This window comes from Methylobacterium amylolyticum, assembly GCF_030700245.1.
Lineage (GTDB): Bacteria > Pseudomonadota > Alphaproteobacteria > Rhizobiales > Beijerinckiaceae > Methylobacterium.
This window is the reverse complement of the sequence record NZ_JAUYZI010000001.1, coordinates 225,180-250,983: the sequence shown is the minus strand read 5'-3', so window position 1 is coordinate 250,983 and position 25,804 is coordinate 225,180. Positions and strand designations below refer to the sequence as shown.

At 73.8% G+C, this 25,804-nt stretch carries 26 protein-coding genes, 1 other RNA gene and 1 pseudogene; 19 read left to right on the top strand and 9 right to left on the bottom strand.

Going from position 1 to position 25,804, the window contains the following annotated elements:
- Positions 1-93: 93 nt before the first annotated feature.
- The 3 genes from lptC to lptB are packed head-to-tail and all read left to right on the top strand — an operon-like array spanning position 94 to position 2,332.
- Positions 94-795, top strand: a complete 702-nt coding sequence (gene lptC / locus Q8W71_RS01365) for an LPS export ABC transporter periplasmic protein LptC (protein ID WP_305523509.1) — start codon at positions 94-96, stop codon at positions 793-795.
- Positions 796-803: 8 nt separating this feature from the next.
- Positions 804-1,478: an LptA/OstA family protein gene (locus Q8W71_RS01360; protein ID WP_305523584.1), complete on the top strand. Its 675-nt coding sequence runs from the start codon at positions 804-806 to the stop codon at positions 1,476-1,478.
- Entirely contained in the window at positions 1,475-2,332 is an 858-nt protein-coding gene (gene lptB / locus Q8W71_RS01355) for an LPS export ABC transporter ATP-binding protein (protein WP_370875308.1), read from the top strand. The genes Q8W71_RS01360 and lptB overlap by 4 nt, the downstream gene beginning before the upstream one ends.
- Positions 2,333-2,373: 41 nt before the next feature.
- Here lptB and Q8W71_RS01350 read toward each other — a convergent pair whose 3' ends face one another.
- Complete coding sequence (locus tag Q8W71_RS01350) at positions 2,374-3,492, bottom strand: nucleotidyltransferase family protein (protein ID WP_305523507.1); 1,119 nt, start codon at positions 3,490-3,492, stop codon at positions 2,374-2,376.
- 91 nt (positions 3,493-3,583) lie between these two features.
- Positions 3,584-4,735, bottom strand: a complete 1,152-nt coding sequence (locus Q8W71_RS01345) for a dimethylmenaquinone methyltransferase (protein ID WP_305523506.1) — start codon at positions 4,733-4,735, stop codon at positions 3,584-3,586.
- 188 nt (positions 4,736-4,923) lie between these two features.
- Between Q8W71_RS01345 and Q8W71_RS01340 the strand changes: the two genes are divergently transcribed.
- Together Q8W71_RS01340 and Q8W71_RS01335 are read left to right on the top strand one after the other, a co-directional pair.
- Positions 4,924-5,580, top strand: a complete 657-nt coding sequence (locus Q8W71_RS01340) for a response regulator (RefSeq protein ID WP_305523505.1) — start codon at positions 4,924-4,926, stop codon at positions 5,578-5,580.
- 163 nt (positions 5,581-5,743) lie between these two features.
- A complete protein-coding gene (locus tag Q8W71_RS01335; protein WP_305523504.1) occupies positions 5,744-6,403 on the top strand; it encodes a transglutaminase-like cysteine peptidase in 660 nt (219 codons plus the stop codon).
- Positions 6,404-6,576: 173 nt separating this feature from the next.
- Here Q8W71_RS01335 and Q8W71_RS01330 read toward each other — a convergent pair whose 3' ends face one another.
- Together Q8W71_RS01330 and Q8W71_RS01325 are read right to left on the bottom strand one after the other, a co-directional pair.
- The gene (locus Q8W71_RS01330) at positions 6,577-7,449 is read right to left on the bottom strand and encodes a 4-(cytidine 5'-diphospho)-2-C-methyl-D-erythritol kinase (RefSeq protein WP_305523503.1); all 873 of its coding nucleotides are present in this window, start codon (positions 7,447-7,449) and stop codon (positions 6,577-6,579) included.
- Between the two features lie 73 nt (positions 7,450-7,522).
- Positions 7,523-8,752 carry a molybdopterin molybdotransferase MoeA gene (locus Q8W71_RS01325; RefSeq protein WP_305523502.1) on the bottom strand — a complete coding sequence of 410 codons (1,230 nt, stop codon included), beginning with the start codon at positions 8,750-8,752 and terminating at the stop codon, positions 7,523-7,525.
- A 511-nt stretch (positions 8,753-9,263) separates the two neighbouring features.
- Here Q8W71_RS01325 and Q8W71_RS01320 point away from each other — a divergent pair.
- The 8 genes and pseudogenes from Q8W71_RS01320 (at position 9,264) to Q8W71_RS01285 (ending at position 14,907) form a co-directional block, all read left to right on the top strand.
- Positions 9,264-9,470: a type II toxin-antitoxin system RelE family toxin gene (locus Q8W71_RS01320; protein ID WP_305523501.1), complete on the top strand. Its 207-nt coding sequence runs from the start codon at positions 9,264-9,266 to the stop codon at positions 9,468-9,470.
- On the top strand, positions 9,463-9,876 hold the full coding sequence (locus tag Q8W71_RS01315; protein ID WP_305523500.1) for a helix-turn-helix domain-containing protein: 414 nt from the start codon (positions 9,463-9,465) through the stop codon (positions 9,874-9,876). Before Q8W71_RS01320 ends, Q8W71_RS01315 begins: the two co-directional genes overlap by 8 nt.
- Before the next feature lie 58 nt (positions 9,877-9,934).
- Positions 9,935-10,609: pseudogene (locus tag Q8W71_RS01310) on the top strand (aminotransferase class V-fold PLP-dependent enzyme); the annotation flags it as partial.
- Between the two features lie 591 nt (positions 10,610-11,200).
- Positions 11,201-11,357, top strand: a non-coding RNA gene (gene ssrS / locus Q8W71_RS01305) — 6S RNA.
- Positions 11,347-11,952, top strand: a complete 606-nt coding sequence (locus Q8W71_RS01300; protein WP_305523499.1) for a 5-formyltetrahydrofolate cyclo-ligase — start codon at positions 11,347-11,349, stop codon at positions 11,950-11,952. The genes ssrS and Q8W71_RS01300 overlap by 11 nt, the downstream gene beginning before the upstream one ends.
- Positions 11,953-11,956: 4 nt before the next feature.
- Positions 11,957-12,775: a TIGR00282 family metallophosphoesterase gene (locus tag Q8W71_RS01295; protein WP_305523498.1), complete on the top strand. Its 819-nt coding sequence runs from the start codon at positions 11,957-11,959 to the stop codon at positions 12,773-12,775.
- A gap of 138 nt (positions 12,776-12,913) precedes the next feature.
- Positions 12,914-13,894, top strand: coding sequence for a MotA/TolQ/ExbB proton channel family protein (locus Q8W71_RS01290; RefSeq protein WP_305523496.1), 981 nt, complete (start codon positions 12,914-12,916; stop codon positions 13,892-13,894).
- A complete protein-coding gene (locus Q8W71_RS01285) occupies positions 13,894-14,907 on the top strand; it encodes a peptidoglycan -binding protein (RefSeq protein WP_305523495.1) in 1,014 nt (337 codons plus the stop codon). The genes Q8W71_RS01290 and Q8W71_RS01285 overlap by 1 nt, the downstream gene beginning before the upstream one ends.
- Positions 14,908-15,087: 180 nt before the next feature.
- On the opposite strand, the gene Q8W71_RS01280 is transcribed toward Q8W71_RS01285, so the two are convergent.
- Together Q8W71_RS01280 and Q8W71_RS01275 are read right to left on the bottom strand one after the other, a co-directional pair.
- On the bottom strand, positions 15,088-16,104 hold the full coding sequence (locus Q8W71_RS01280; protein ID WP_305523494.1) for a D-cysteine desulfhydrase family protein: 1,017 nt from the start codon (positions 16,102-16,104) through the stop codon (positions 15,088-15,090).
- Positions 16,105-16,163: 59 nt separating this feature from the next.
- On the bottom strand, positions 16,164-18,008 hold the full coding sequence (locus tag Q8W71_RS01275; RefSeq protein WP_305523583.1) for an ABC transporter transmembrane domain-containing protein: 1,845 nt from the start codon (positions 18,006-18,008) through the stop codon (positions 16,164-16,166).
- 236 nt (positions 18,009-18,244) lie between these two features.
- On the opposite strand from Q8W71_RS01275, the gene rpmE reads away from it, so the two are divergent.
- On the top strand, positions 18,245-18,493 hold the full coding sequence (gene rpmE, locus Q8W71_RS01270; RefSeq protein ID WP_305523493.1) for a 50S ribosomal protein L31: 249 nt from the start codon (positions 18,245-18,247) through the stop codon (positions 18,491-18,493).
- Between the two features lie 119 nt (positions 18,494-18,612).
- Here rpmE and rcdA read toward each other — a convergent pair whose 3' ends face one another.
- On the bottom strand, positions 18,613-19,143 hold the full coding sequence (rcdA, locus tag Q8W71_RS01265; protein ID WP_305523492.1) for a protease adaptor protein RcdA: 531 nt from the start codon (positions 19,141-19,143) through the stop codon (positions 18,613-18,615).
- Between the two features lie 389 nt (positions 19,144-19,532).
- Between rcdA and Q8W71_RS01260 the strand changes: the two genes are divergently transcribed.
- From Q8W71_RS01260 to Q8W71_RS01250, 3 genes are all read left to right on the top strand, one after another.
- On the top strand, positions 19,533-20,837 hold the full coding sequence (locus tag Q8W71_RS01260) for a L,D-transpeptidase family protein (RefSeq protein ID WP_305523490.1): 1,305 nt from the start codon (positions 19,533-19,535) through the stop codon (positions 20,835-20,837).
- 161 nt (positions 20,838-20,998) lie between these two features.
- Positions 20,999-22,630 carry a calcineurin-like phosphoesterase family protein gene (locus tag Q8W71_RS01255; RefSeq protein WP_305523489.1) on the top strand — a complete coding sequence of 544 codons (1,632 nt, stop codon included), beginning with the start codon at positions 20,999-21,001 and terminating at the stop codon, positions 22,628-22,630.
- Positions 22,631-22,942: 312 nt separating this feature from the next.
- Positions 22,943-23,146 carry a hypothetical protein gene (locus Q8W71_RS01250; protein ID WP_305523488.1) on the top strand — a complete coding sequence of 68 codons (204 nt, stop codon included), beginning with the start codon at positions 22,943-22,945 and terminating at the stop codon, positions 23,144-23,146.
- 7 nt (positions 23,147-23,153) lie between these two features.
- On the opposite strand, the gene Q8W71_RS01245 is transcribed toward Q8W71_RS01250, so the two are convergent.
- Positions 23,154-23,543 (bottom strand): hypothetical protein, encoded by a 390-nt coding sequence (locus tag Q8W71_RS01245; protein WP_305523487.1) that lies wholly within the window; start codon positions 23,541-23,543, stop codon positions 23,154-23,156.
- A gap of 387 nt (positions 23,544-23,930) precedes the next feature.
- On the opposite strand from Q8W71_RS01245, the gene Q8W71_RS01240 reads away from it, so the two are divergent.
- Together Q8W71_RS01240 and Q8W71_RS01235 are read left to right on the top strand one after the other, a co-directional pair.
- Positions 23,931-24,140 (top strand): cold-shock protein, encoded by a 210-nt coding sequence (locus Q8W71_RS01240; protein ID WP_147725959.1) that lies wholly within the window; start codon positions 23,931-23,933, stop codon positions 24,138-24,140.
- 210 nt (positions 24,141-24,350) lie between these two features.
- Positions 24,351-24,587 carry an AsnC family transcriptional regulator gene (locus Q8W71_RS01235; protein WP_305523486.1) on the top strand — a complete coding sequence of 79 codons (237 nt, stop codon included), beginning with the start codon at positions 24,351-24,353 and terminating at the stop codon, positions 24,585-24,587.
- 63 nt (positions 24,588-24,650) lie between these two features.
- On the opposite strand, the gene Q8W71_RS01230 is transcribed toward Q8W71_RS01235, so the two are convergent.
- A complete protein-coding gene (locus Q8W71_RS01230; RefSeq protein WP_305523485.1) occupies positions 24,651-25,481 on the bottom strand; it encodes an inositol monophosphatase family protein in 831 nt (276 codons plus the stop codon).
- Positions 25,482-25,804: the final 323 nt, after the last annotated feature.

Genomic DNA, 25,804 nt, shown 5'->3' with positions numbered 1-25,804 from the left:
GCATTCCCCGGCCGGAGGCGCGGGCGCGGTGGGGGCCGCGCGCGCCTGATTCCCCCCTGGCGCGGCGTTCGGGCCGCGCCGTTCGGACACCGCATGAACCCGGTCGAGGACGCCAGCAACGGAGGGGCCGCGGCCCGCACGCGGGCGCATGCCCGCGCCACCCGCCACAGCGACCGGGTGCGGCGCCTGCGCCGGCTGATCCCGCTCGCGGCCGGCGGGTCGGTCGCCGCGCTGCTCGCCTACCTGTTCAACCCCTTCGCGGCGAGCCTGCCCGGCGTCACGGTCGGCCCCGTCACGCTGGCCGGCAGCAAGGTGCGGATGGAGAGCCCCAAACTCTCGGGCTTCCGCAAGGGCTCGCGCGGTTACGAGGTCACCGCCGACGCCGCGTTGCAGGACGTGCGCAAGCCCAGCCTGATCGAGCTGGAGCGGATGCGCGGCCACATCGCCACGGACGACAACGGCGGGCAGGCGCGGCTCTCGGCGGCCTCGGGCCTGTTCGACACCGGCCGCGAGACGCTGGACCTGAAGACCGACATCCGCATCGACACCGACCGCGGCGAGGCGGCGCGGCTGCGCTCGGCCGCCGTGGCGTTCAAGACCGGCTCGATCACCTCGCGCGAGCCGGTCTCGGTCTCGACGCCGCGGGGGATGGTGGAGGCCGACGGTCTCGACGTGGTCGAGAACGGCCGGGTGATCTCCTTCGTCGGCAACGTCCGCGTCGTGATCGGCCCCGAGCCCGCGGCCGCACCGCGGATCCTGACCTCGGACGCCGCGCCCGCGGGAGACCGGCCGTGACCGCGCCGCTGTCCCGCATCCTCGGCGCCGCGCTCGCCGTTTCCCTCGCCTGCGCCGTCCCGGCGGCGGCGCAGACGGCCGCGCCGAAGAAAGACGCCGCCTCGCCCTTCGGCAATCTCGGCGGCGGCGGCAAGGAGCCGATCAAGATCGACGCGGACCGGCTCGACGTGTTCGACCGCGAGAACCGGGCGGTGTTCGCGGGCAACGTGGTGGCCGTCCAGGGCGAGAGCACGATCCGCTGCTCGACGATGACCGTGCACTACAAGCGCGGCAAGGATTCTTCCGCCGGCAAGGGGAAGGCGGACGCCGACGCTTCGGATGCCCAGGCCGCCCCGTCCCAAAGAAACCCGGCGGAGAACGGGATCCAGAAGGTCGAGTGCGCCGGACCGGTCACCGTGGTGCAGAAGGATCAGGTCGCCACCGGCGACCACGCGGTGTTCGACCAGGATGCCAAGCGCATCGTGCTCACCGGCAACGTCGTGCTGAGCCAGTGCCAGAACGTCACCCGCGGGCAGCGCCTCGTCTACGACATGAACAGCGGCCGGGCGAACATGGACCCGGTGGCGGGCGGGCGCGTCTCGGCCCTGTTCGTGCCGGGCGAGAAGGCCGAGGCCCGGGACGGCAAGGCGAAGGGCTGCGCGCAAGGGCCCGCACCGGGCAGGCCGCGCGTCCAGGCGCAGTGAGCGGCGCCGTGGCGCTCCGCGACCGGGCCCCGGCGCGGGCCGGACGGCCCTCCCTGCTCGGCCGCCTCCTCGGGCGCGGCGCCGCGCGCCCGGCGGAGGCCGAGATGCCCGTGGCGGCCGAGGCGGGCGGGCCCGGCATCCTCGCCGTGCACGGCCTGCGCAAGAGCTACGGCGCCCGCACGGTGGTCCACGAGGCCGGGCTCACGGTGCGCACCGGCGAGGCGGTGGGGCTGCTCGGGCCGAACGGCGCCGGCAAGACCACGATCTTCTACATGATCACCGGGCTGGTGGCGGCCGACCGCGGCCATATCAGCCTCGACGGCCTGACGATCACCCACCTGCCGATGTACCAGCGGGCGCGGCTGGGCATCGGCTACCTGCCGCAGGAGGCCTCGATCTTCCGCGGCCTGTCGGTCGAGGACAACATCCGCGCCGTGCTGGAGGTGGCCGAGCCCGACCGCAAGGCGCGCGCGAAGAAGCTCGACGCGCTGCTGGAGGAGTTCGACATCGCCCGCCTGCGCAAGGCGCCCTCGATCGCCCTGTCGGGCGGCGAGCGCCGCCGCTGCGAGATCGCCCGGGCGCTCGCCTCCTCGCCGACCTTCATGCTGCTCGACGAGCCGTTCGCGGGCATCGATCCGATCGCGGTGGGCGACATCCAGGATCTGGTGAAGCACCTCAAGCAGCGCGGCATCGGCGTGCTGATCACCGACCACAACGTGCGCGAGACGCTGGGCCTGATCGACCGCGCCTACATCGCCCATTCCGGCCGGATCCTCACCGAGGGCACGCCGGAGGAGATCGTGGCCAACCCCGAGGCGCGGCGGCTGTATCTGGGCGAGGATTTCCGGCTCTGACGCACCGGCGGTCCGTCGACGCGCGCCGCGCGGCAGGCAAGTCACGCGATGTCTGACGAAGCAGGATACCCATCCAACCGGTAGGCAGCGGGATCTTCTCCGACGCGCTGCAAGCCTTCCGCCAACCCGCTCACCACGGCGGTTCGCATCCGGGTCGGCAGACCGGCCAAGCCGCCGCGCAGGGCGTGCCGCCACGCCGGTCCCCGGTCCCATGCCTCCGCGAAGGCGCCGGCGAGTTCGTCCGCTCGTCGGGTCTCGATCAGGGCCGTGCTCAGCACGGCTGCCTGGAGGGCGTCCTTGTCACGCTTGAGCCGCCCAGCCGCGTCGTCTCGGCGGCGGTGCGCGACGATGAGCTTGTGCACGGCGTACCGCTCCGGGGCGGGCACGACCACGCCGACGCCGTTCCGGTGGAGCAGGACCGACCGCACCGGCTGGTAGATCAGGAAGTCGAAGAACCGCAGAGGCTCGGCGGAGGCCCCGCCGAGGGCCGGCATGTCCGCCGGCCTGCCGGCGTAATCCGCGCTGCCGCGATTGGGGGTGAGGAACTCGACTTCGTATCGGCGCGCGTTACGGAACTTCGTCGTCCGCCGGCCATCGGCCGTATGCGGGATCTCGCGAAACGTCGCGTCGACGCGTCTCAGGGTCTCCAACACCGGCGGCATCGCGTCGCCGACAGCGGCGGAGATCGAATGGAACTGCGCGAAGTCCGCGTCGCCGGTCTGCAAGGCGGATCCTGGAAAGCGCATGCCCAGGACGCCCGGGTAGCATTGAAAGGCGACGGTCCCGACCAGAACCCCGCGCAGACGGAACAGTCCGGCCTCGGCGAGGGACTGCACGACATCGCCGGTAAACCGTTCCGCGGCCGGAAGGCCGGCCTCGCGGGTGAGGGTGGCGACCAGCTTCCGGCGGGCCCGCAGGTCGTCCTTGATCTCCCGGAACGTGGCGACGCGCCGGGCGATCTCCGGATCGTCCTGCGGTCCGACGTAGCTTCGTCGAACGCGCCCCCCGGTCGGACGGTCGAAGTACCAGTAGGCCCGCCCCTTGACGGGCACCGTCACGAAGCGGCCGTCGAGCGGACAGTCGGTCTCGAAAGCTCCGTCCAGGCATCGCTGAGCCAGCTCGGCGAACAGCGTGCGATAGGCGAGATCGATCTCCCTCACGGGACCTCGGTTATAATCTTTTCGCGAAAAGATTATAACCACCGCCGCCGCACCGCAATCCGGCCGAGGTCCGCGCGGAGAGCCGCCCGCCTCACCCCTTCCAGTTCTTCAGCGCCGCGAACGGGCTGTCCGAGCCGGCCGGCTTGTCCGGATTGAGGATCGGCTCGACCTGCGCCACCGCGTCGGCCTGCGAGAAGGCCGAGCCGCCCGGCAGCCGGCCGCCCGCCGCATCGCGGTGGCCGCCGCCGCGGAACAGGCGGGCGCCGTCCAGCGCCGTGCCGTCGATCGAGCGGAACGACAGGGTGCCCATCCGCTGCACGTTGACGACGCGCTTGGCCCGGCCCGCCTCCATGATCCGGTCCGAGACCCGCTGGAAGGTGCCGGAATCGAGCCCGAAGGACAGGAGCGTGCCGTCCTTGAGCGGGCGGAACAGGGTCTCGGAGCGCGCGAGCGCCCGGGCGATCCGGCTGCGGGTGGTCAGCGCCGGATCGTCCTCGGGCTCGTCGCGCAGCAGGGCGTCGGTCAACGCCGCGCGGATCGTCACCGCCGCCCGCTCCAGCTCGGCCGGGCTCGCCCCCGCGGCGAGCCGCGCCGCGGCCGCGAGCAGCAGGTCCGAGACGAAGCGGTCGTGCCAGGGATGGCCGACCGGCACGAGGTTCGACACGTTGTCCCAGAAGATCTCGTCCAGCGCCGTGCCGCCGGGGAAGGCCGGGCTGTCCTTGCGCCACAGGTCGAGGGCGTCGACCGCCGCGATCAGCGCGGACAGGTCGCCGTCGCCTTCGCGCGTCGCGTAGAGGGCGCGGTGGTCGTGCGCCATCCGCGAGGCGCAGACCCGCTCGTCGATCAGCACCGTCGCGTCCGGGTCGCCGAGGTCGGCCCGGGCGAGGCCGGGCGCGTCGGGGTCGGGCTGCGGCTCGAAGCCCTGGCGCCGGAGCTGGTCGAGGGAGGAGGCGTGGTGGTCGAGCACCACGAGCCGGTGCTTCGCGCCGGCCTCGCGGCGGCGGTTCATGGCCACGAACTTCCGGAAGCCCGCGATGGTCTGCTCCTCCAGGCCGAGATCGGTCATCAGCAGCATCTCGGGTTCGGCCGCGCGGCCGAGGCGCTTCACCTCCTCCTCGAAGACCGGGCCGACATCGCTGTAGCGCGGCACGTGCACCACGCGCGCCACGTCGGCGAAGCGGGCGGCGACGGTGGAGGCGCCGTAGCCGTCGAGGTCGTGATGGGTGATCTGGGTCAGGCGCACGCGCTGGGGTCTCGCTGGTGGCAGTGGGGCCGGTCTACGCCAGCGCGGCGGCGCAGGCGAGGGCGCCGCCTCCGCCCAATGTCCGGTTGCGCCCCCCGGGCGCATCGATCAATCCTCATCGCGGCGACAGGCCTTTCCGCGCACGCGTGCCCCCGGGAAGGCGCGCCGAGCACTCCGGAGGCGCGGCCGTGCACCTGCTGATCGTCGACGACCACCCGCTGTTCCGCGACGCGCTGGCGGCCACGATCCGCCTCGCCCACCCGGACGCGACCCTGCACGAGGCCGACGGCATCGAGCCGGCCTGCACCCTGCTCGCCGCCCATCGCGGCATCGACCTCACCCTCCTCGACCTGTCGATGCGGGGCGTCACCGGCTTCGACGGGCTGGTCACGATCCGGGCCCGTTTCCCGCGGACGCCGATCCTGGTGGTGTCCGGCCACGAGGACCCGCGGATCGCCCGGGAGGCGCTCCAGCACGGGGCGGCGGGCTTCGTCCCGAAGGCGATGGACAAGGCGACGCTGACCCGGGCGATCAGCGAGGTGCTGAGCGGCGCCCTGTTCGTCCCGCCGGGCCTCGACGCACCCGCCCCGGCGGCGCGCGCCAAGAAGGCGCCGCTGCCCGAGCGCGTGGCCCGGCTGACGCCGCAGCAGCTCCGGGTGCTGACGATGATCCGCCAGGGCAAGCTCAACAAGCAGATCGCGCACGAACTCCAGGTCGGCGACTCCACCGTCAAGGCGCACGTCTCCGAGATCCTGCGCAAGCTCGAAGTCATCAGCCGCACGCAGATCGTGATCGACACGGCGGCGCTCGATTTCGAGCAGATCCACAACGCGCAGCCGGCGTGATCGACGGTCGCGCGGTCGACGTGCCCGCCCCGGCCCGGCATTCCGTGTGGAGGGGACTCGGGCCGCCGCCCACAGCATTAACCTTTCGTTAAGGACCCGATTGCCGCCGAGCCCCCGGCGTGAGACGTTCCGTTAACGAGAGCTTAACGGTCGGGTCACGGCGATGCGGTTCGCGGCTTCCACGGAGCGGGGTGCGGTGTCGTCCGCGGTGCGGTGCGCGCTGGCCGTGCTGGGCTTCGGCGCGATGATGGCGGTGCTGCCCGCGGCGGGGCAGACGCTGGCCTCCCTGCCGGCCGGCGGCAGCGGCCCGCAGGTCCAGGGCGACGCGCGGCCGATCGCGGCGTGGGTGACGTTCTGCCAGGGCTACGCCGCCGAGTGCGCCGTGAACCGCTCGGAGCCGGCGCGGATCACCCTGACGCCCACGGTCTGGAACACGATCGTGGCGGTCAACCGCCGGGTCAACAAGACCGTCCGGGCGATGACCGACATGGACCACCTGCACGTGGCCGACCGCTGGGACCTGGCCGAGGACGGCATCGGCGATTGCGAGGACTTCCAGCTCCTCAAGCGCCGCCTGCTCGCCGAGGCCGGCCTGCCGCGCCGGGCCATGCGCATGACCGTGGTCATCGACGAGAAGGGCGAGGGCCACGCCGTGCTCACCCTGATCACCGACCGCGGCGACCTCGTGCTCGACAACAAGACCGGCGCCATCCTGCCCTGGCACCGCACCGGCTACGTGTTCGTCAAGCGCGAGAGCCAGGACGCCGTCGCCTGGGTGTCGCTGGGCGGCGTCACCTCGCCGGTCACCACCGCCAACCGCTGACACCGCTCCCGGCCGTCGGGGCCGTCATGGCCGCCGTCCGTCTTCGCGAGCGGAGCGAAGCGATCCAGCGGCGCCACGCTTGCCGATCGCGCGCAGCCCTGGGTGGCTTCGCTCGCGATGGCGATGCAGGCGCGCCGAGACGATCAGCCCCAGAAGGCCCAATTCAAAAGAAATCAGCGCAGGTAGGTCGGCGCCACCCACCAGCCGGGCTGGGCGGCGCGCACCGCCCGCGCCGCGTCCACGGCGGCGCGCCGACCGGGGAAGAGCGCGAACACCGTCGCCCCCGAGCCGGACATGCGCGCGAGCCGGCAGCCGTTGGACCGCAGGGCGGCGAGCGCCGCGCCGATCACCGGGGCCACCGTGAGGGCGGGCCCCTCCAGGTCGTTGCGGGCCGGCGCCAGCAGGGCCAGCAGCGCCTCCCGGTCGAGCCCGGCCGGGACCGCCGGGTGGGCGGCGCCCGGCAGGGTCTGGCCGACCCTCAGCCCGAGCGCCCGGAACACCGGGGCGGTCGGCACCGGCACGCCGGGGTTGATGAGCACCGCGGGCAGCGGCGCCAGGCCCAGCGCCGGCCCGATCTCCTCGCCGGCCCCGCGCATCATCCGCGCCCGCGGCTCCAGGCAGACCGGCACGTCCGCCCCGGTCTCCCGGGCGGCGGCGACCACCCCCGGATGGTCGAGGGACAGGCCGTTGAGGCGCGCGAGCAGACGCAGCGCCGCGGCCGCGTCCGACGAGCCGCCGCCGATCCCCGCCGCCACCGGCAGGCGCTTGACGAGGTGGAAGGTTCCGAGCCGCAGGCCCGGCACCCGCGCGGCCAGCGACCGGGCGGCGCGCAGGACGAGGTTGTCGGCGTTCGGTCCCGCCGGGCCGGCGGTGGGGCCGCTCACCGTCAGGTCGAGGGCGCCGCCGGGATCGAGGGTCAGCCGGTCGCCGGTGCCGGCGAAGGCGACGAGGCTCTCCAGCACGTGGTAGCCGTCGCCGTCGCGGCGACCGAGGACGTGCAGGGTGAGGTTGACCTTGGCGGGCGCGCGGTCGGTGAGTGGGGGCACGGGACGTCCGCGGGCTGGAAGGGGATCGGCCCGGGCCTACAGGCCCGGTCTCGCACCGGCAAGGCGCCGGCCCTCAGAACGGATGGGGGCGGTAGGGCAGGGGCTCGCCGGGCCGGAGCTCGGTCAGATCCTCGGCGAGTTCGACCAGCCCGTCGCTGGCGGCGAGGCCGGAGAGCGCGCCGCCCGGCGCCGGCACCGCCTCCGCCGCACCGTCCGGGCCGGCGCGCAGGCAGACCCGCAGATACTCCCGGCGGCCGGCCCGCTTGGTCCGCGCGAAGCCGCTGCGGACGCTGAGCGGGGCCGGCGCGTCCGCCGCGCCGGAGAGGTGCAGGATCAAGGGCGCCAGGACGATCTGCGCCGTCACGTAGGCCGCGCCGGGATTGCCCGGCAGGCCGACGAAGGGCGTCCCGGCGACGATGCCGAGCGCGACCGGCCGGCCGGGCTTGATCGCCAGCCGCCAGATTGTCAGGGCGCCCGCGGCCTCGACCGCGGCGCGGACGTGGTCCTCCTCGCCGACCGAGACGCCGCCCGAGGTGAGGATCACGTCGTGGTCGGCGGCCGCGGCCGCGAGGCGGGCGCGCAGGGCCCCGGGCTCGTCGCGCAGGATCCCGAGATCGGTCGGGACGGCGCCGAGCCGGGCCAGGATCGCCGCCAGCATCGGGCGGTTGGCGTCGTGGATGCCGGCGGGGCCGGGGGCGTCGCCCGCCCCGGTCAACTCGTCGCCGGTGGAGAACAGCGCCACCCGCAGGCGCGCGCGCACCGGCAGCGCGGGGATCCCGAGCGCGGCGGCCAGCGCGAGGTCCCGGGGCGCGAGCCGCCGGCCCGCGGGGAGGGCGCGCGCGCCGCGGGCGACATCCTCCCCCGCCCGGCGCCGGTTGGCGCCCGGGGCGAGGCCGGGGGGCAGGGCGACCCCGTCGCCCGCCACCCGCACGTCCTCCTGCATGGCCACCGTGTCGGTGCCGGGCGGCATCGGCGCGCCGGTGAAGATCCGCACCGCCGCGCCGGGATCGGTCGCCGCCGGCGCGGTGCCGGCCGGGACGCGGCCGCGCACCGGCAGCACGGTCTCGCCGGGTCCCAGGGCGCTCGCGGCCACGGCGTAGCCGTCGACGGCGGCGTTGTCGAAGGGCGGCAGGTCGATCGGCGCGGCGAGGTCCGCCGCGAGGATCCGGCCGTCCGCCGCGGCGACCGGCACCGTCTCGATCCCCGCCAGGACCGGGAGGCGCGCGCGGATCAGCGCCAGCGCCTCGGCCACGCGCATCGGGACCGGCGCGGCGTCGAAGCAGTCGCGGCCTAGACGGCCCATCGCGGCCGCTGCGGGGTGTCGGGATCGCGGGAGGTCCAGGGCACCATCGGTCCGTGGGCTGTCTCGATGGAATCCGGCTTGGGGCAAGGCGGGCGGCGGATCAAGGGCCGCCCGTTGGATCGTCAGGGCTCCGAACTCGGGTCAACGCAGGCTTGGCAGCGGTGTTTGCGAGAGGCCCCGTCATTCCGGGACTGCGCAGCAGGGCCCGGAATCCAGAACCGCCCCGGCATGCCGGGCATGGCGCAAGACTCGGCGCGCAAGACTCGGCACTGTCAGCGGTTCTGGATTCCGGGCTCGCCTGCGGCGCCCCGGAATGACGGACTGCGTGTGAGAGAGGCGGCTGCATCTCTCACAGGTTGCTGGTCGTTACCCGAGTTCGGAGCCCTGGTTGGATCGTGCCGGTGGCGGCACCCGGGACAGCGATCCGTCTTGCCATGTCTTAGCGTTATGCTATTTCAGGCGCGTGAAGCGCATCGCTTTCAGCAAAGGCGCGCTCCGGACGCTGAGCCGGATGCCGACCAACGTCTCGCGGCCCATCCTGGACAAGCTTGCGCTCTACGCCGCCGATCCCGCCTCGCTCGCCCGGAACGTCAAGGCGCTGACGGGTGAACCCGGCGTGCTACGCCTGCGGGTCGGGGATTGGCGGGTCCTGTTCACGGAGGACGGCACCGTGATCGCCGTCATCCGCATCGCACCGCGCGGGCACGCCTATGATTGACGACGGAACGCCGCATCGCGCGGGCGACGAGACGCTGCTCCAGACGATCACGACGCGGGCCGGCGAGCGCCTCGTCGTCCTGCCCGAGCCCGATTTCAAGGCTCTCGTCGAGGCCGCCGAGGACGGGGCCGATCGCGCCGCGCTCGCCGAGTTCCGGCGGCGCTTCGCGGCGGGCGATGAGGAGCTGATCCCCGCCGCGATCGTCGAGCGCCTCCTCGCGGGCGAGAATCGCGTCCGGGTCTGGCGGGAGCATCGCGGCCTCACCGCCTCCCTGCTCGCCGAGCGGGCCGGGATCGCGCAGGCCTACCTGTCGCAGATCGAGACCGGCCGCCGGGACGGCACGGTCGAGACCTGTCGCAGGCTTGCCGACGCCCTGGGGATCGGCCTCGACGACCTGCTCGGGTGATGCGGTCCGCCGCCCGCCCGTTTGCGCAGGTTCATCCCGTGGGCGAGTGTGCCCGGCGATGACCGCGACCCCGCTCCCCTGCCAGCGCAGCCTGTTCGAGCTGCCCGCCCGCGTGAGCTACCTCGACGCGGCGGCGTGGTCGCCGCTGCCGCGAGCGGTGCGGGCCGCGGGCGAGGCCGGGATCCTGGTCAAGGCCCGCCCCTGGGAGCACCCGCGCGAAGCGATCCCCGCCGGGACCGAGCGGGCGCGCCGCGCCGCCGCCGGGCTGATCGGCGCGGAGCCGGACGACGTGGCGGTGGTGGGCTCGGTCGCCCACGCGGTCGCGATCGCCGCCCGCACCCTGGCGCTCCCGCCGTGCGGGCGCGTGCTGCGGGTGGCCGACGAGTTCCCCTCCCTGTGCCGCCCGTTCGACCGGCTGGCGGCGGAGGCCGGTCTCGTCGTCGAGGCCGTGCCGCGGCCCGCGGACGGCGACTGGACCGCGGCCCTGCTCGCGGCGATCGACCGGCCCGGCGCGCCGCCGCTGTCCGTCGCCACCCTCACGCCGCTGCACTGGAGCGACGGCACGGGGATCGACCTCGACCGGCTGGCGCCCGCGATCCGGGCGGCCGGCGCGGCGCTGGTCGTCGACGCCACCCAGGCGGCGGGCGCCGTCCCGGTGGACGTGGCGCGCTGGCGGCCCGACTTCCTCGCGTTCCCGACCTACAAGTGGGCGCTCGGCCCCTACGGCGTCGCCTTCCTCTACGCGGCGCCGGACCGGCAGGGCGGCCGTCCCCTGGAGGAGCGCGGCGGCGAGGCGGCGGCCCCCGGCGCCCGGCGCTACGACCGGGGCGAGGTGCACGATCCGGTCGCCCTGCCGATGGCCGCCGCGGGGCTGGAGCTGATCGCCGGCTGGGGTGTGCCCGCGGTGACGGCCCGGCTCGCGGCCCTGGTCGACCGCCTCGCCGAGGGCGCGGCCGGACTCGGGCTCCCGGTGACGCCGCGGACCCTGCGCGCGCCGCACATCCTCGGGCTGCGGCCCCCGGGCGGCGCGTCGCGGACCTCGTCGCCCGGCTCCGGGCCGAAGACGTCTTCGTCAGCGAGCGCCTCGGGGCGCTGCGCCTCAGCCCGCATGTCTGGGCCGACGAGGACGACATCGACCGCTGCCTCGCGGTTCTGGGCCGGGCGCTGCGGGGCTGACCGAGGGAATCCCGGCGCTCGCCCGCGTTCACCGCGCTCGTCCGCGTTCGGCCGGCCGGCGCTCACGGGGCGCTCACGGCGCCGATCGCCGCAGATTTCGTGCCCCGCCGCCCTGGCGGGCGGGCCCCGGCACGGTTACATAGGGCGGGCGGGGCTGCAGGGTTCGTCAGGAGCACTATCCCCGGGGCCTTATCGACTCCCTCGGGAGCTGTCCCTGGCCTCGTCCCTGGACTTGGCCAACACGGCGCCCACCTACGCTGTAGGTTTCCCGGGATCGATCCTCCAACGGCTCACGTGGCTCCGCACCCCATCTCTTCCGAACCCGGCGCGGCGACGGCCCGCAAGGCCGAGCTGCGCCGCGCCGCCCTGGCGGCCCGCGACGCCCTCGATCCGGAGGCGCGCCGCGCCGCCTCGGCCGCGATCACCCGCATCCTGATCGACCTGCCGGAGTTGAAGGCCGCCCGGCTGGTCTCCGCCTACTGGCCGATCCGCAGCGAGGTCGATCCGCGCGCGGCGGTGGAGGCGATGCTGGCCCGCGGCCAGCGCGCCGCCCTGCCGCAGGTGACGCCGGACGGGCTCGTGTTCCGCGCATGGCAGGCGGGCGACGCGCTGGTGGCCGGCCGGTTCGGCCTGAGCGAGCCCGATCCCGGCCTGCCCGAGGTCGAGCCCGACGCGATGATCGTCCCGCTCGCCGCCTTCGACCGCCTGGGCCAGCGCATCGGCTACGGCGCCGGCTACTACGACGGCGCCATCGCCCGGCTGTCGCGGGACCGCCCGGTCGTCACCGTCGGGGTCGGCTTCGCCGCACAGGAGGTCGAGCGGGTGCCGGCCGAGGCGCACGACCGCGCGCTCCGGCACGTCGTCACCGAGGCCGGCCCCGTGGTCCTGAGGACCGCGTAGGGCCATGCGGCTGCTGTTCCTCGGCGACGTCATCGGCCGCCCGGGCCGCGCGGTGGTCGGCGCGCACCTGCCGAAGCTGCGCGAGCGCTGGCGGCTCGACTGCGTGGTGGTCAACGGCGAGAACGCCGCGGGCGGCTTCGGCATCACCGAGGCGATCTGCGAGGAGCTGATCCTGGCCGGCGCCGACGCCGTGACGCTCGGCAACCACAGCTTCGACCAGCGCGAGGCGCTGGTGTTCATCGGCCGGCAGCCGCGCCTCGTGCGCCCGGCGAACTACCCGCCCGGCACCCCGGGCCGCGGCGCCACCGTGGTCGAGACGCAGGCCGGCGCCCGGGTGCTCGTCGTCAACGTGATGGGCCGCGTGTTCCTCGACCCGATGGACGATCCCTTCGCCGCGGTGGACCGGGAGCTGGACGCCTGCCCGCTCGGCGCCGCCGCCGACGCGGTGATCGTCGACGTGCACGCGGAGGCCACCAGCGAGAAGCAGGCGTTCGGCCACTTCCTCGACGGGCGGGCGAGCCTCGTGGTGGGCACCCACACCCACGTGCCGACCGCCGACCACCGGATCCTGCCCGGCGGCACCGCCTACCTGACCGATTCCGGCATGTGCGGCGATTACGACTCGGTGATCGGCATGCAGAAGGACGAGCCCCTGCGCCGGATGATCCAGAAGACCCCGGGCTCGCGCTGGGAGGTGGCCGGCGGCGAGGCGACCCTGTGCGGGCTGGCCGTCGAGACCGACGCGAACGGGCTCGCGACCCGCGTCGCCGCCCTGCGGCTCGGGCCGCACCTGGAGGAGAGCTGGCCGCGCTTCTGGGATTGAGGCCGGCCGGTCGCCGGTCCCGATCCGGGTGTGGCGCGGCGCGACTTGATCGCGCTGGGCCCTGCCGCCACAGTGCCGCCCGCCCAAGAACCCCCCGGCAGCCGGCTTCGCCTGCCCGATCCGAGGTGAGCGACCCCGATGGCCGCCCGCGCCGACACCGCCCGAACCCCGGAGAAGCCGCTGGCCAAGCCCGGCATCTACCTCGCGCGGATGGTCGTGTTCCTGATCCTCGTCGGGTTCCTCGCCTTCATCCTGTTCCGGCAGATCACTCCGGCCTTCCTGGCCAATCCCGGCCTCAACGGGCTGATCCTCGGCGTCCTGCTCATCGCGGTGCTCATCGCCTTCGGGCAGGTGATCCGGCTGTTCCGCGAGGCCGCCTACGTCAACGCGGTCGCCACCGGCGCCGCCGCCAAGCGCCCGCCGCGCCTGCTGCGGCCGATGACCGACGTGATCGCCGCGCGTGCCGAGGGCGCGATCCTGCCGGGCACGGCGGGGTTCCTCGACACCATCGCCGCCCGGCTCGACGAGGGCCGCGAGATCCTGCGCTACATCGCCGGCATCCTGATCCTGCTCGGCCTGCTCGGCACCTTCTGGGGCCTGATCGACACGCTCTCGGCGGTGGGCGGGGTGATCCGGGGCATGCGCGGCGGCGGCGACGCGGCGGTGATGTTCGACGAGCTGAAATCCGGCCTCGCGGTGCCGCTCTCCGGCATCGGCCTCGCCTTCTCGGCCTCGCTGTTCGGGCTCGCCTCCTCGCTGATCACCGGCTTCCTGGAGTTGCAGGCGGGGCAGGCCCATGCCCGCTTCCACAACGAGTTGCAGGACTGGCTGATGTCCGGCGCGGCGGTCGAGGCGCCGGCCGGGGCGGCCGCGATCCGCCCGGCCGCCGGGGCGCAGGAGCTGCGGGAGGCGATCGACCGCCTGAGCGCGCTGGTCGCCGAGGGCGGCGGCGGGCGGGCCGCGACGCTCGCCATGACCAACCTCGCCGAGGGCATCCAGGGCCTCGTCCAGCACATGCGCGCCGAGCAGCAGATGATCCGCGACTGGGTCGAGGCCCAGGCGAGCCGCGAGCGCGAGCTGAAGCAGGCCCTCGACCGTCTCGGGCGGGAGCGGGTCTGATGGCCTCGCTGGCGGGCCGGTCCCGGCGCGGCCTGAACGTCTGGCCGGGCTACGTCGACGCGCTGGCGACGCTGCTCCTCGCCGTGGTGTTCCTGATGACCGTGTTCGTCGTCGGTCAGTTCTTCCTGTCGCAGGAGCTGACCGGGCGCGACGCCACCCTGGCCAAGCTCAACCGCCAGATCGCCGACCTCACCGACCTGCTGGCGCTGGAGCGCTCGACCCGCCGCAGCCGCGACGACGAGGTGCAGGCGCTGCGCACCACGCTGGCCGGGGTCGAGGCGGACCGCGACCGGGCGAAGATGCAGGCGGAGGCCGCCACCGTCAGCCAGGGGGCTGCGGGCACCCTCGACAGGCAGCTCGAGACCGAGCGCAACGCCACGAAGCGCGCCCAGTCGCAGGTCGACCTGCTGAACGAGCAGATCGCCGCCATGCGCCGCCAGCTCGCGGCCCTGGAGGACGCGCTCGCGGCATCCGAGACCCGCGATCGGGAGAGCCAGGCGCGGATCGCCGAGCTCGGCAGCCGCCTCAACGTCGCGCTCGCCCAGAAGGTGCAGGAACTCGCGCGCTACCGCTCCGACTTCTTCGGCCGGCTGCGGCAGATCCTCGGCAACCGCCCCGACATCCGCGTGGTCGGCGACCGGTTCGTGCTGCAATCCGAGGTGCTGTTCCCGGCGGGCTCGGCCGCCCTCAAGCCTGAGGCCGGGCCGGAACTCGACCGGATCGCCGGGGCGATCCAGGAGCTGGCCAAGCAGATCCCGGCCGACCTGCCCTGGGTGCTGCGGGTGGACGGCCACACCGACGCGCGGCCGATCAGCACCGGGCAGTTCCCCTCGAACTGGGCGCTCTCGGCCGCCCGCGCCATCGCCGTGGTCCAGTACCTCGCGGGCAAGGGCATCCCGCCGCAGCACCTGCTGGCCGGCGCTTTCGGCGAGTTCCAGCCGCTCGACGGCGGCACCACGGAGGAGGCCTACGCGCGCAACCGCCGGATCGAGATGAAGCTGACGGAGCGGTAGGCCGCCTCGTAGCGTTTTCGGGTGAAGGGTTCGGGTCGACGCCCTCCGTCTTTGCGAGCGGAGCGAAGCAACCCAGCGGCGCCAACCTCCGAGAGCGCGCGCTGCCCTGGATCGCTTCGCTGGCGCTCACGATGACGGCGTGGGCCCGGATCCCGAAAAGCCCGTCAGCCGGACGCCGCATCACTCCGCCAGCGCCTCCTTGTAGGCGAACAGGCCGGGCGTGCCGCCGGTCATCACGAACAGCACGGCCGAGCCCGCCGGGTAGCGCCCCGCCCGCACGTCGTGCAGCAGCCCTGAGAACGCCTTGCCGCTGTAGACGGGGTCGAGGAGCTTGCCCTCGGTCCGCGCCATCAGCCGCACGGCCTCCAGCATGCCCGCGGTGGGGATGCCGTAGCCGGGGCCGCGGTGGGCGCCGTCGAGGTTCACGTCCGCCTCCGTCAGCCGGGCCTCGGCGCCGATCAGGGCGAGCGTGGCGTTGGCCTTCTCCAGCACCTCGGCTCGGGCGCGCGGCTCCTCGGCGAGCACGGCGTAGGACTTGGCGAGGCGGGGGTCGCGGCCCATCGCGGCGAGGCCGGCCGCCAGCCCGGCATGCGTGCCGGCGCTGCCGTTGGCGGTGACGATCTGCGCGAACGCGACGTCCATGTCCGCCGATTGCGAAAAAATCTCGGCGGCGCAGGCCGCGTAGCCGAGGCAGCCGGTCGGGCTCGACCCGCCGGAGGGGAACACGTAGACGCCGCGGCCCGCCCCCCGCAGGTCGGCGGCCCGGGCCTCGGCATGGGCCAGCGAGTCGGCATCCCCCGGCAACTCGTGCACGGTGGCGCCGAACAGGTCGTCGAGCAGGCGGTTGCCGCTGCCGGTGTAGTCCGGGTCCTGGCGCGGCACGCTGCGTGTCAGGAACAGCTCGCAGGCGAGGCCCGCCCGCGCCGCCGCGGCGGCGGTGAGCCGGGCGTGGTTCGATTGCAGAGCGCCCACCGTCACCACGGTGTCGGCGCCCTCGGCGCGGGCGGCGCCGAGCAGGAATTCGAGCTTGCGCAGCTTGTTGCCGCCGAGCCCGATCCCGGCCACGTCGTCGCGCTTCGCGTAGAGGCGCACGCCGTTCAGCGCGTCGCCCAGCGCCCGGCCGAGGCCGTCGAGCGGCTCGATCGGGGTCGGCAGGGTCAGGAGCGGCAGGCGCGGGAAGCGGGCGAGGTCGAGCATGCCCCCCGCTTACGCCTTCGCCCGGCCGGGATGAACCCGCGCCGAGCGGCGGCAAAGAACTATTCCGCGGCGGTGATCGGGGCGGGCCGCGCCTTGGCGCCCTTGCCGCGGGCGGTCTCGTCCAGGGCGTCGGTGAATTGCAGGTTCGCGAGCTGCGCGTAGAGCGCGCCCTGCGCCAGCAGGCTCTCGTGGGTGCCGGTCTCGACGATGCGGCCGTCGTCGAGCACCAGGATGCGGTCGGCGGCGCGGATGGTGGCGAGGCGGTGGGCGATCACCAGCGTGGTCCGCCCGCGCATCAGCGTGTCGAGGGCCGCCTGCACCGCCCGCTCCGATTCGGCGTCGAGCGCCGAGGTCGCCTCGTCCAGCAGCAGGATCGGCGCGTCCTTGAGGATGGCGCGGGCGATGGCGATGCGCTGGCGCTGGCCGCCGGAGAGCGTCACGCCGCGCTCGCCCACCTGCGTGGCGTAGCCCTGGGGCAGGGCCGAGACGAAGCCGTGGGCGTTGGCGAGCTCGGCCGCGCGGCGCACGTCGGCCTCGCTGGCGTCGGGGCGGCCGTAGCGGATGTTGTCGAGGACGGAGCCGGAGAAGACCGTCGGGTCCTGCGGCACCAGGGCGATGCGGGCCCGAAGCGCCTCCGGATCGACCGTCGCGACGTCGACCCCGTCGACCAGCACCCGGCCGCCCTGCGGATCGTAGAAGCGCAGCAGCAGTTGCAGCACGGTCGACTTGCCGGCCCCCGAGGGCCCGACCACGGCGATGCGCTCGCCGGGCGCCGCCGCGAAGCTCAGGCCGTCGAGGGCCATGTAGCCGGGCCGGGTCGGGTAGGCGAAGCGCACGTCCTCGAAGGCCACCGCGCCGCGGGCGGGCTCCGGCAGCGGCAGGGCCGGGCTCGGCGCGCGGATGGCGGGCTCGGCCGCGAGGATCTCGGTCAGCCGCTCGGCCGCGCCCGCCGACATGGCGAGGTCGCCGTAGACCTCGGAGAGCTGGCCGAGCGCGCCCGCGCCGAACACCGCGTAGAGCACGAACTGCGAGAGCTGGCCCCCGGTCATCGCGTGGGAGAGCACGCCTTGCGCCCCGTACCACATCACCCCGACCACCGAGGCCGAGATCAGGAGGATGGCGACGCCGGTGAGCAGCGCCCGCGCCCGCGTCGAATCGCGCGAGGCGGCGTAGGCCTCCTCGGAGGCGGCCCGGAACCGCTCGGCGGTGGCCGCCGAGCGGCCGAAGGCCTGCATGGTGCGCACCGCGCCCACCGCCTCGGCGGCGTAGGCGGAGGCGTCGGCGAGCCGGTCCTGCGCGGCGCGGGAGCGGCGGCGCACGCCGCGGCCGGAGACGATCAGCGGGAAGACGATGAGGGGGATCGCCGCGAGCACCAGCACCGACAGCCTGGGGCTCGTGACCACCATCATCGCGGTGGCGCCGATGAACAGGAACAGGTTGCGCAGCAGAATCGAGACCGAGACCCCGAAGGCGGCCTTGATCTGGGTGGCGTCGGCGGTGAGGCGCGACACGATCTCGCCGGCCTGCGCCCGATCGAAGAAGGCGGGATCGAGGGTGGTCAGCCGCGCGAACACGGCGGAGCGGAGATCGGCCACCACCCGCTCGCCGAGGGTGACCACCGTGTAGACCCGCGCCGCGCTCGACAGGGCGAAGGCCACCACGACCCCGAGCAGCGCCAGGAAGTAGGCGTCGATGACCTCCGACCCGTCGGCGGTGAAGCCGTGGTCGATCACCCGGCGCAGGGCGATCGGCACCACGAGGGTCGAGGCGGAGGCGCAGGCGAGCGCCACGAGGCCGGCCAGGATCCGGCCGCGGTAGCGGAGGGCGAACGGGATCAGCGGCTTCAGCGCGCCGAGCGGTGCCTTCGGCCTGCCCCCCGCGGCGGCGTTCTTCCGTCTGGCCATCATGCCTCTTCGTGCACGTTCGTCGCGGCGCTTGTTCCGGCCGGGCGCCTGCGATATACGCCGGCCCTCATCCGATTGCGCGTGTTCAATGGCCGCGGGCCGCCACCACGGTCGGCTTGCCCGTGCCGTTGACACGAACCCACCGTTCGGCGCAACCGCGCGACATCTTCCGCATTCCGGGCCGGGCGGCGCCTCCTGCGCCTCCCGCCGGCGTGCCAGCTCAGGGACGACAGGTCATGGCGAAGGACGCGGCCGCGAAGGCCAAGGGGACCGAGCACCCCGACTACCACTTCATCAAGGTCGTGATGACCGACGGTACCGAGTACCGGACCCGCTCGACCTACGGCAAGGAGGGCGACACCCTCAACCTCGACATCGACCCGCTCACCCACCCGGCCTGGACCGGCGGCGAGCAGAAGATGCTCGACCGCGCCGGCCGCGTCTCGCGCTTCACCTCGCGCTTCGGCAACCTCGGCCGCCGCTGATTCTGTCTCGGGACGTTCGGCGCGGTCCCTCGGGGGCCGCGCCGGGATGGCGGGCGGTCGGGATGGCGGGCGGTCCTGCGGGGCCGCCCGTTCGCGTTCGCGCGGCCGGATCGTCCGCCTCAGGCCTGCCGCGCCAGGAAGGCCGAGCGCAGCAGCCCCTGCTGGGCGGCGACGGGGCTCTCCACCGGCCGGGGCGTCGGCCGGTCGTCGGCGATCAGCGCGTCGAGGTGGAGGATGCGGGCGTGCAGCCGGCGGGCCCGCAGCACGAGCTGCTGGAGGCGGACCGGCAGCAGGGTGAAGGCGTCGGCCTTCGGCGGCTCGGTGGCGCCGAGCTTCACCCGGTGCTTCTCCAGGAGCGCCTGGGCCGGCGTCATCTCGCCCTCGGCCACCGCGCGCTGGACCAGCAGCCACGAGGCGATCTGCATCAGGAGGGTGGTGAGCCGCATGCTCTCGGCGGCGTAGCTCAGCGTCGCGTCGCGGGAGACGAGCCGCGACTCGTCGCGGCCGTCGCCGTCGAGATAGGCCGCCGTCTCCTCGACCAGCGTCATCCCGTCCCGGAACAGCGTCCGGAACGCGTCGGACGCCACGTAGGTCCGGCCGAAATCGACCCAGTCGCGCTCGTCCCGGAACGTGACGTCGAACCCGTTCATCGTGCCTCCTGTGCCGCTTCGCGGCCCTGACCGTCCCGAACCGGAACAGGCCGGCCGGGCTTCGCGGACGACGGCGCAATCCTAGCGCCGAACGCCGGGTCGCGCAGGGTTCATCGGTCCTTAACCTTAACGTGCCGGGATCGCGACAGGTCCGGCGCGACCGCGTCGCCGGTGCCCGCCGCGCGGGCGGCGCGCCTCTCCGGGCCGCTTGGACGTTGCCGCCGAGCCACAGTGCCGCGCCCGCTGCGCGCCGGGTGCGCCGGCGCACGCCCGCGCCACATTCCGGCCCCTTCATTAGAGAACCTTAACGGCAACCCGACAGGGTGCGGCCACCCGTTCTTCCCGACGCCGCACGTCCCCCCGAACACCCGGAACAGAGCCAGCGACCGATGCGCAGACAGGCACCCGCCCGGTACACCACGCTCCTCGGCCTCGCCGCCCTGGGCACGCTCGGCCTCGCGCCGGCGGAGGCCCGCGAGCCGGCCGGCTACGCCCAGGCCGAATGGGCCCAGGACTACGCCGTCCCGGCCACGATGCAGGTGCAGCGCGCGACGGTGCCGATCCTCTCGGCGCAGACGGTGGCGGCCACCGAGCAGATGGCCGAGCGCTACAAGGGCATCGTCGCCCGCGGCGGCTGGCGCCCGGTCTCCGGCGCCGAGAGCCTGCGCATCGGCGCCCGGGGCCCGGCGGTGGCGGCGGTGCGCCAGCGCCTGATCGTGACCGGCGACCTCGACCCGGCGGCCGGCGGCTCCGGCGTCTACGATTCCTACGTCGCCGCCGGCGTGAAGCGCTTCCAGGCGCGCCACGGCCTCAGCCAGACCGGCGCGATGAGCGCGGCCACCCAGCAGGCGATGAACGTGCCCGCCGACGTGCGCCTGCGCCAGCTCGAGATCAACGTGGTGCGCCTGCGCTCCTACTCGGGCGATCTCGGCCGGCGCTTCGTGATCACCAACATCCCCGCCGCGCTGGTCGAGACGGTCGAGAACGGCCAGGTCGTGACGCTGCACGCCGCCGGCGTCGGCAAGATCGACCGCCAGTCGCCGATCATGAACACCAAGGCGACCCAGATCAACTTCAACCCGACCTGGACGGTCCCGGCTTCCATCGTGAAGAAGGACCTCATCCCGAAGATGCAGAAGGATCCGAACTACCTCTCGGACAACAAGATCCGCATCCTGTCGGGCGGCGGCGAGATCTCGCCGAAGTCGGTCAACTGGTTCTCGGACGAGGGCACCCGCTACACCTACCGGCAGGATTCGGGCGCCGACTTCAACTCGATGGGGATCGTGCGCATCAACATCCCGAACCCGTACGGCGTGTTCATGCACGACACCAACACGAAGGGCGTGTTCGGCGACGACTTCCGGTTCATCTCCTCGGGCTGCGTGCGCGTGCAGAACGTGCGCGAGTACATCACGTGGCTCCTGAAGGACACGCCCGGCTGGGGCCGCCAGCAGGTCGAGGAGGCGATCGAGAGCGGCAAGCGCATCGACGCGACGCTGACGCAGCCGGTGCCGGTCTACTGGACCTACATCACCGCGTGGTCGACCCCGGACGGCCTCGTCCAGTTCCGCGACGACATCTACAAGCGCGACGGCGTGAACGTGCCCTCGACGATCAGCGCCCCGACTCCGGTCGCCAGCGCCGAGTCGACCATGCCGCAGACCTTCGATCCGGACGATCAGGACAACTGATTTTTTCGAGACTTGGCGTCGTCGCCCCGGCGGCGGCGCGCGCTCCGCACAATCGACCCTACACAGGCCCGCCCCCGCCGAGGCGGGCCTTTTTCATGCCAGCGTCACGCGGCGGTCGCCTGAGCCTGCTTCACCGTCCAGACCGACCCGAGGAGCCGCCGATGCCGCCCGCCAGCCTCACCCGCCGCGAGACCGTCGCGGGCGCCGCCGCCCTCGCCCTGGTCGCGGGCCGGGCCGCGGCGCAGACGCCGCCCGAGGCCACCGGCACCGTCTCCGTCGCCGACCCGTCCGGCGCCCGCGCGCCGTTGCCCGGCGCGCTGGTCTCCAACGGCCGCGAGGTGGTGCGCACCGACGCCGGGGGCCGCTACCGGCTGCCGATGCCCGGCGACGGCGCGGTGTTCGTGATCAAGCCGCGCGGCTACGCCCTGCCGCGGGACGCCGACAACCTGCCGCGCTACGGCTACATCCACCAGCCGGAGGGCACGCCGGCCGCCCTCGGCCTGCGCTACCGCGGCCTCGCCCCGACCGGGCCGCTGCCCGCCGCCATCGACTTCACCCTGACGCGCTCGGAGGAGCCGGACGATTTCGACGTCCTGCTGTTCACCGATCCGCAGCCCGAGAGCCGGCACGAGCTCGGCCACGTCCGCGACACCGCAGTCGCCCGGGCGATGGCGATCCCCGCCGCGTTCGGCATCACCACCGGCGACGTGCTGTTCGACGACCTGTCGCTCTACGGGCGCTCGAACCGGATCGTCGGGCGGATCGGCGTGCCGTGGTACAACCTGCCCGGCAATCACGACCTCAACATGCAGGCGCCGGACGCCCGCTACAGCCGCGAGACCTGGAAGCGGGTGTTCGGGCCGCCGAGCTACGCCTTCCACCACGGCCGCGCGCTGTTCATCCTGCTCGACAATGTCGAGTGGTTTGGGCCGCCGGTGCCGGTGGGTTCGAACAGCTATCGCGGCCGGATCGGCGAGGCGAACCTCGCCTTCGTGCGCAACCTGCTGGCGGAGACGCCGCCCGAGACGCTGATCGTGCTCGCCACCCACATCCCGCTCTGGACCGACGCGGATCCGGACGCGCGCAACACCACCGCCGACCGCGACGCGCTGCTCGACCTGCTGCGCGGACGCCGGGTGCTGAGTCTGGCCGGCCACACCCACACCACCGAGCATCATTATCCGGCCGAGGATCACCACCACCACGTGCTCACCGCGGTCTCCGGCTCGTGGTGGAGCGGCCCGGACACGCGCACCGGCATCCCCTGCGCCGACAGCCGCGACGGGACGCCGAACGGCTTCCACGTGCTGTCGGTTCGCGGCACCGCCTTCACGACCCGCTACGTCAGCGCGCAGGGCGAGCCGGATCCGGCGATGCGGATCCTGTTCGAGAGCGAGCCGCGGGCGGGGGCGCCCGAGATGGTGCGGGCCAGCCTGCCCCTGCACGCCCTGCGCCCGCCGGTGCCCCAGGACGCGCTCGCGGACACCGAGATGGTCGTCAACGTGTTCGACGGCGGCCCGCGCACCCGCCTGACCTGCCGGATCGGCGACGGCCCGCCCCTGGCGCTGACCCGCACGCGCCGGCCCGATCCGTTCGTCACCGAACTCTACGCCCGCTATCCGGACGCGAAGAAGAGCTGGGTGAAGGCGCTCCCGTCGAGCCACATCTGGACCGCACGGCTCCCCGCCGACCTCGCCCCGGGGGCGCACCGGGTGATCGTGGAGGGCTCCGACGAGTACGGCCGGCCGCTGCGGTCGGCGGTGGTGCTGGAGGTGACGGGCGCGCGCGGCTAGAGCGCTCTCCGCCGAGGGGGACACCGGCTCGGCGCGAGAGAGCGCGTCAGAACGAAGGCTTGGAGCCGTGCACGTTGGCAACGCGCACGGTCCACGACGCGGCGAGCCGAGGGGCGTTTCCGACCCTCCACCTCAGGATGAGGGGGCTGGTGGGATCGGCCGATCCAAACGCCGAACTGTCGTGGACCGTGGGCAACGCGATCGGGAACGGCTCCAGCGCCGCGGTCCCTTCGGCCGCGGAACCGCCCGTGCGGCGACCCGTTGGTCACCGAACCCCACAACCTCAGGCACCAGCATCCCAGGAGCAGCCTCATGGCCAATCCCGGCATTCCCGATCCCGTCCCGGGCGACCTGCCGCCGCCGCCGGCACCGCCCGACGAGGAGCCGGACATCGGTCCGACCGGGCCGCGCACCCCCTATCCTGTGAACGATCCCGGCGTCGGCGAGCCCGGCGGTCCCGGCTCCGAGCCCGACGTGTTCCCGGGCAACCCGACCGACCCCGGCACGCGGATGTAGGCGGGGTTCAGTGCCCCCCGTGCGAGGCGCGCACGTCGCGGGGCGCGTTGAGGATCTCGGAGAGGCTCGTCGCGACGTGGCGGGCCTCCTCGTCCGTCAGGCGCAACTGGAACGGCGGCAGGGCCCCGGCCTGGAGCGCGACCACCGCCTGCCCCTGCTCGTCGGTGCCGACCTCGATCGCCGAGGAGGTCACGTCGAGCATGGCCATGTCCTCCTCGGTCAGCGGTTCGGCCATGTCCGGATCGTCGGTGTCGTCGATGGCCGTGAGGAGCTGGCCCACGGCCCGCACCAGGGCGCGGGCGGCGCGGGCGTCCATCACCACCGCCGTGGCCTGATCGTCCTTCTGGAACGAGAGCTGGATGTTCGCGCCATCCAGCGAGACCGAGATGCCTGCCATGTACCGTCCGAAGCCGCGTGCCCTGCGAGTTATTTGCGGGACGTCGCCCGGCGGCGTCTGCCCGCCCGGCGCTGGCTCCCGCGGAGGCTCTAACTGCCTGTCCGTGCTCCGTATATGCATCGGTCGGCCCCGGAATCACAGGGGCGCGCGCGCGTCCGGCCGTCCCATCCCGCCCCGATGCGACGGAGTCGGCGGGCCGGGCCGCCTTGTTGCGGCCGCAGGGAACGCCTAAATAGGGGCTCGGGGGGCGTACCCACGAAAGACCGACGCGGGCTCAAGGTCCTGCGTCTCACGCCCCACCGCTCTGGCCAACACCCAGAAAGTCGGTCGTGCTCACCGCGGCGATTTCGCTGCGCGCTCGACCTATGGACGAACGAGGTACACTACGTGAATACCGGTACTGTTAAGTGGTTCAACGAGACCAAGGGCTACGGCTTCATTCAGCCCGACGATGGCGGCAAGGACGTGTTCGTCCACATCTCGGCCGTCGAGCGCGCCGGCATGCGCAACCTGATCGAGGGCCAGAAGGTCTCCTACGAGATCCTGACGGACAAGCGCAGCGGCAAGGACGCTGCGGGCAACCTTCAGGCGGCCTGACCGCCTAGGTTCCCAGCCGGACCGCTCGCAGCGGTCCGCACCGCGCTCTGCCGTCCCGGACGCGCGTCGCCCGGGACAGCCCAGGAATTGCCGAGACCTTCATCGCGGGGATCGTCAAGCGGACCGCCAATCCCGACGCATCGCCGACCCAACAACCAGAAACGACGCCGCGCGCTCCGATGCGCCGGTCCAGACAAGAAAAGACACACCATGTTGTTCGAGTACACGCGGCGCCGCGGCGCCCGCTCCCCCGTCACCGACGCGCCGACCTTCCGGGTCGGCCGGCTGGCCAAGGCCGCGACCGCCGACCGGGCGGGCACGGACCTGAGCCACCTCATCGATCGGTCCTACAACTACCATTCGCCCCGCGAGCTGCACTGGCATCTCGCCGACCGCCTCGGCCTCGCGCCGGGCGCCGTGACGCTGCGCGAGACCGCCGCGGCCTGACCGGGCACGGCGGCCGGGCGCCTTGGGCGGCCCGCGCGGCGCGCTTGCAGGCCGGAGCGCCGCTCAGACGGTCCGGCCGCGGCCGCCCCAGGCGGCGAGCACCGGATCGCGCAGGGACGACGGTGCGGCGAGCAGTTCGCCGTGGACCGGCACCGCCTTGTTGTAGATCGTGGGCTGCCCGGCGAGGTCGCAGACCGTGCCGCCGGCCTCCCGCAGCACGAGATCGGCCGCCGCGAGATCCCAGTCGCGGGCGTCCGAGGACACCAGACCGACATCGACCGAGCCGTCCGCCACGCGCACCAAGCGCAGGGCGAGCGACGGGATCCGCTCGATCCGGGTGAAGTCCGGGTCCGGCCCGGCCCCCCGGGTGAGCCGGTCGAGCATCGGCTTCGGCCCGGTGATCCGGGCCCCCCGGAGCGCCGAAGGCTCGGACGCGGCGATCGGCGCCCCGTCCCGGGTCGCGCCGCGGCCCCGCACCGCCTCGTAGGCGGTGCCCAGCGCCGGCGCGTGGACGAAGCCGATCAGCGGCTCGCCTTGCGACAGCAGCGCCACGGCGATCGACCAGTCCGGGTGGCCCGACAGGAAGGCGCGGGTGCCGTCGATCGGGTCGACGATCCACACCAGATCGCGGCCGATCCGGGCCGGATCGTCGGCCGTCTCCTCGGAGAGCCACGCCGCCCGCGGCACGAGTTCGCTCAGCCGGATCTTCAGGAAGGTGTCGACCGCCACGTCCGCCTCGGTCACCGGCGAGCCGCCGGCCTTCGACCAGATCCGGGCCGTGGTCTGGCCGCCCTCGCGGAAGTACGGGCGCGCGATGTCGGCGGCCTCGCGCATCACCGCGCGGAGTTCCGGCATCAGGGCGGAGATCGCCGCCTCGTCGATGGGTTCGGGCATCGCGCTCCGGTCGGGCTCGTCGGGCGGCACGGCTCCGTCCGCGCCGCGCGGACGACCGGGACGGCGGACTCGCGAGCGGGTGGCGGGGGCTGGGGCCGCGCCCCGGGGAAGGCCCCGTTCTAGGCCGCGGACCGGGGCGCCACAAGGACGATGGCCGCCCGCGACCACTCGGGATTGTCGCGCCTCCGACGCGCGGTCGCGCCTCGACCCCACGACTTTGCGCGGTCCGGGCAAGGAAATGTTGAGCATTCAAGGAAGCATTGAGCATTCCCCAAATGACGGCCCTGTCCAGAATCGCTTAACGACGGCTCTTAAGCCGCGCG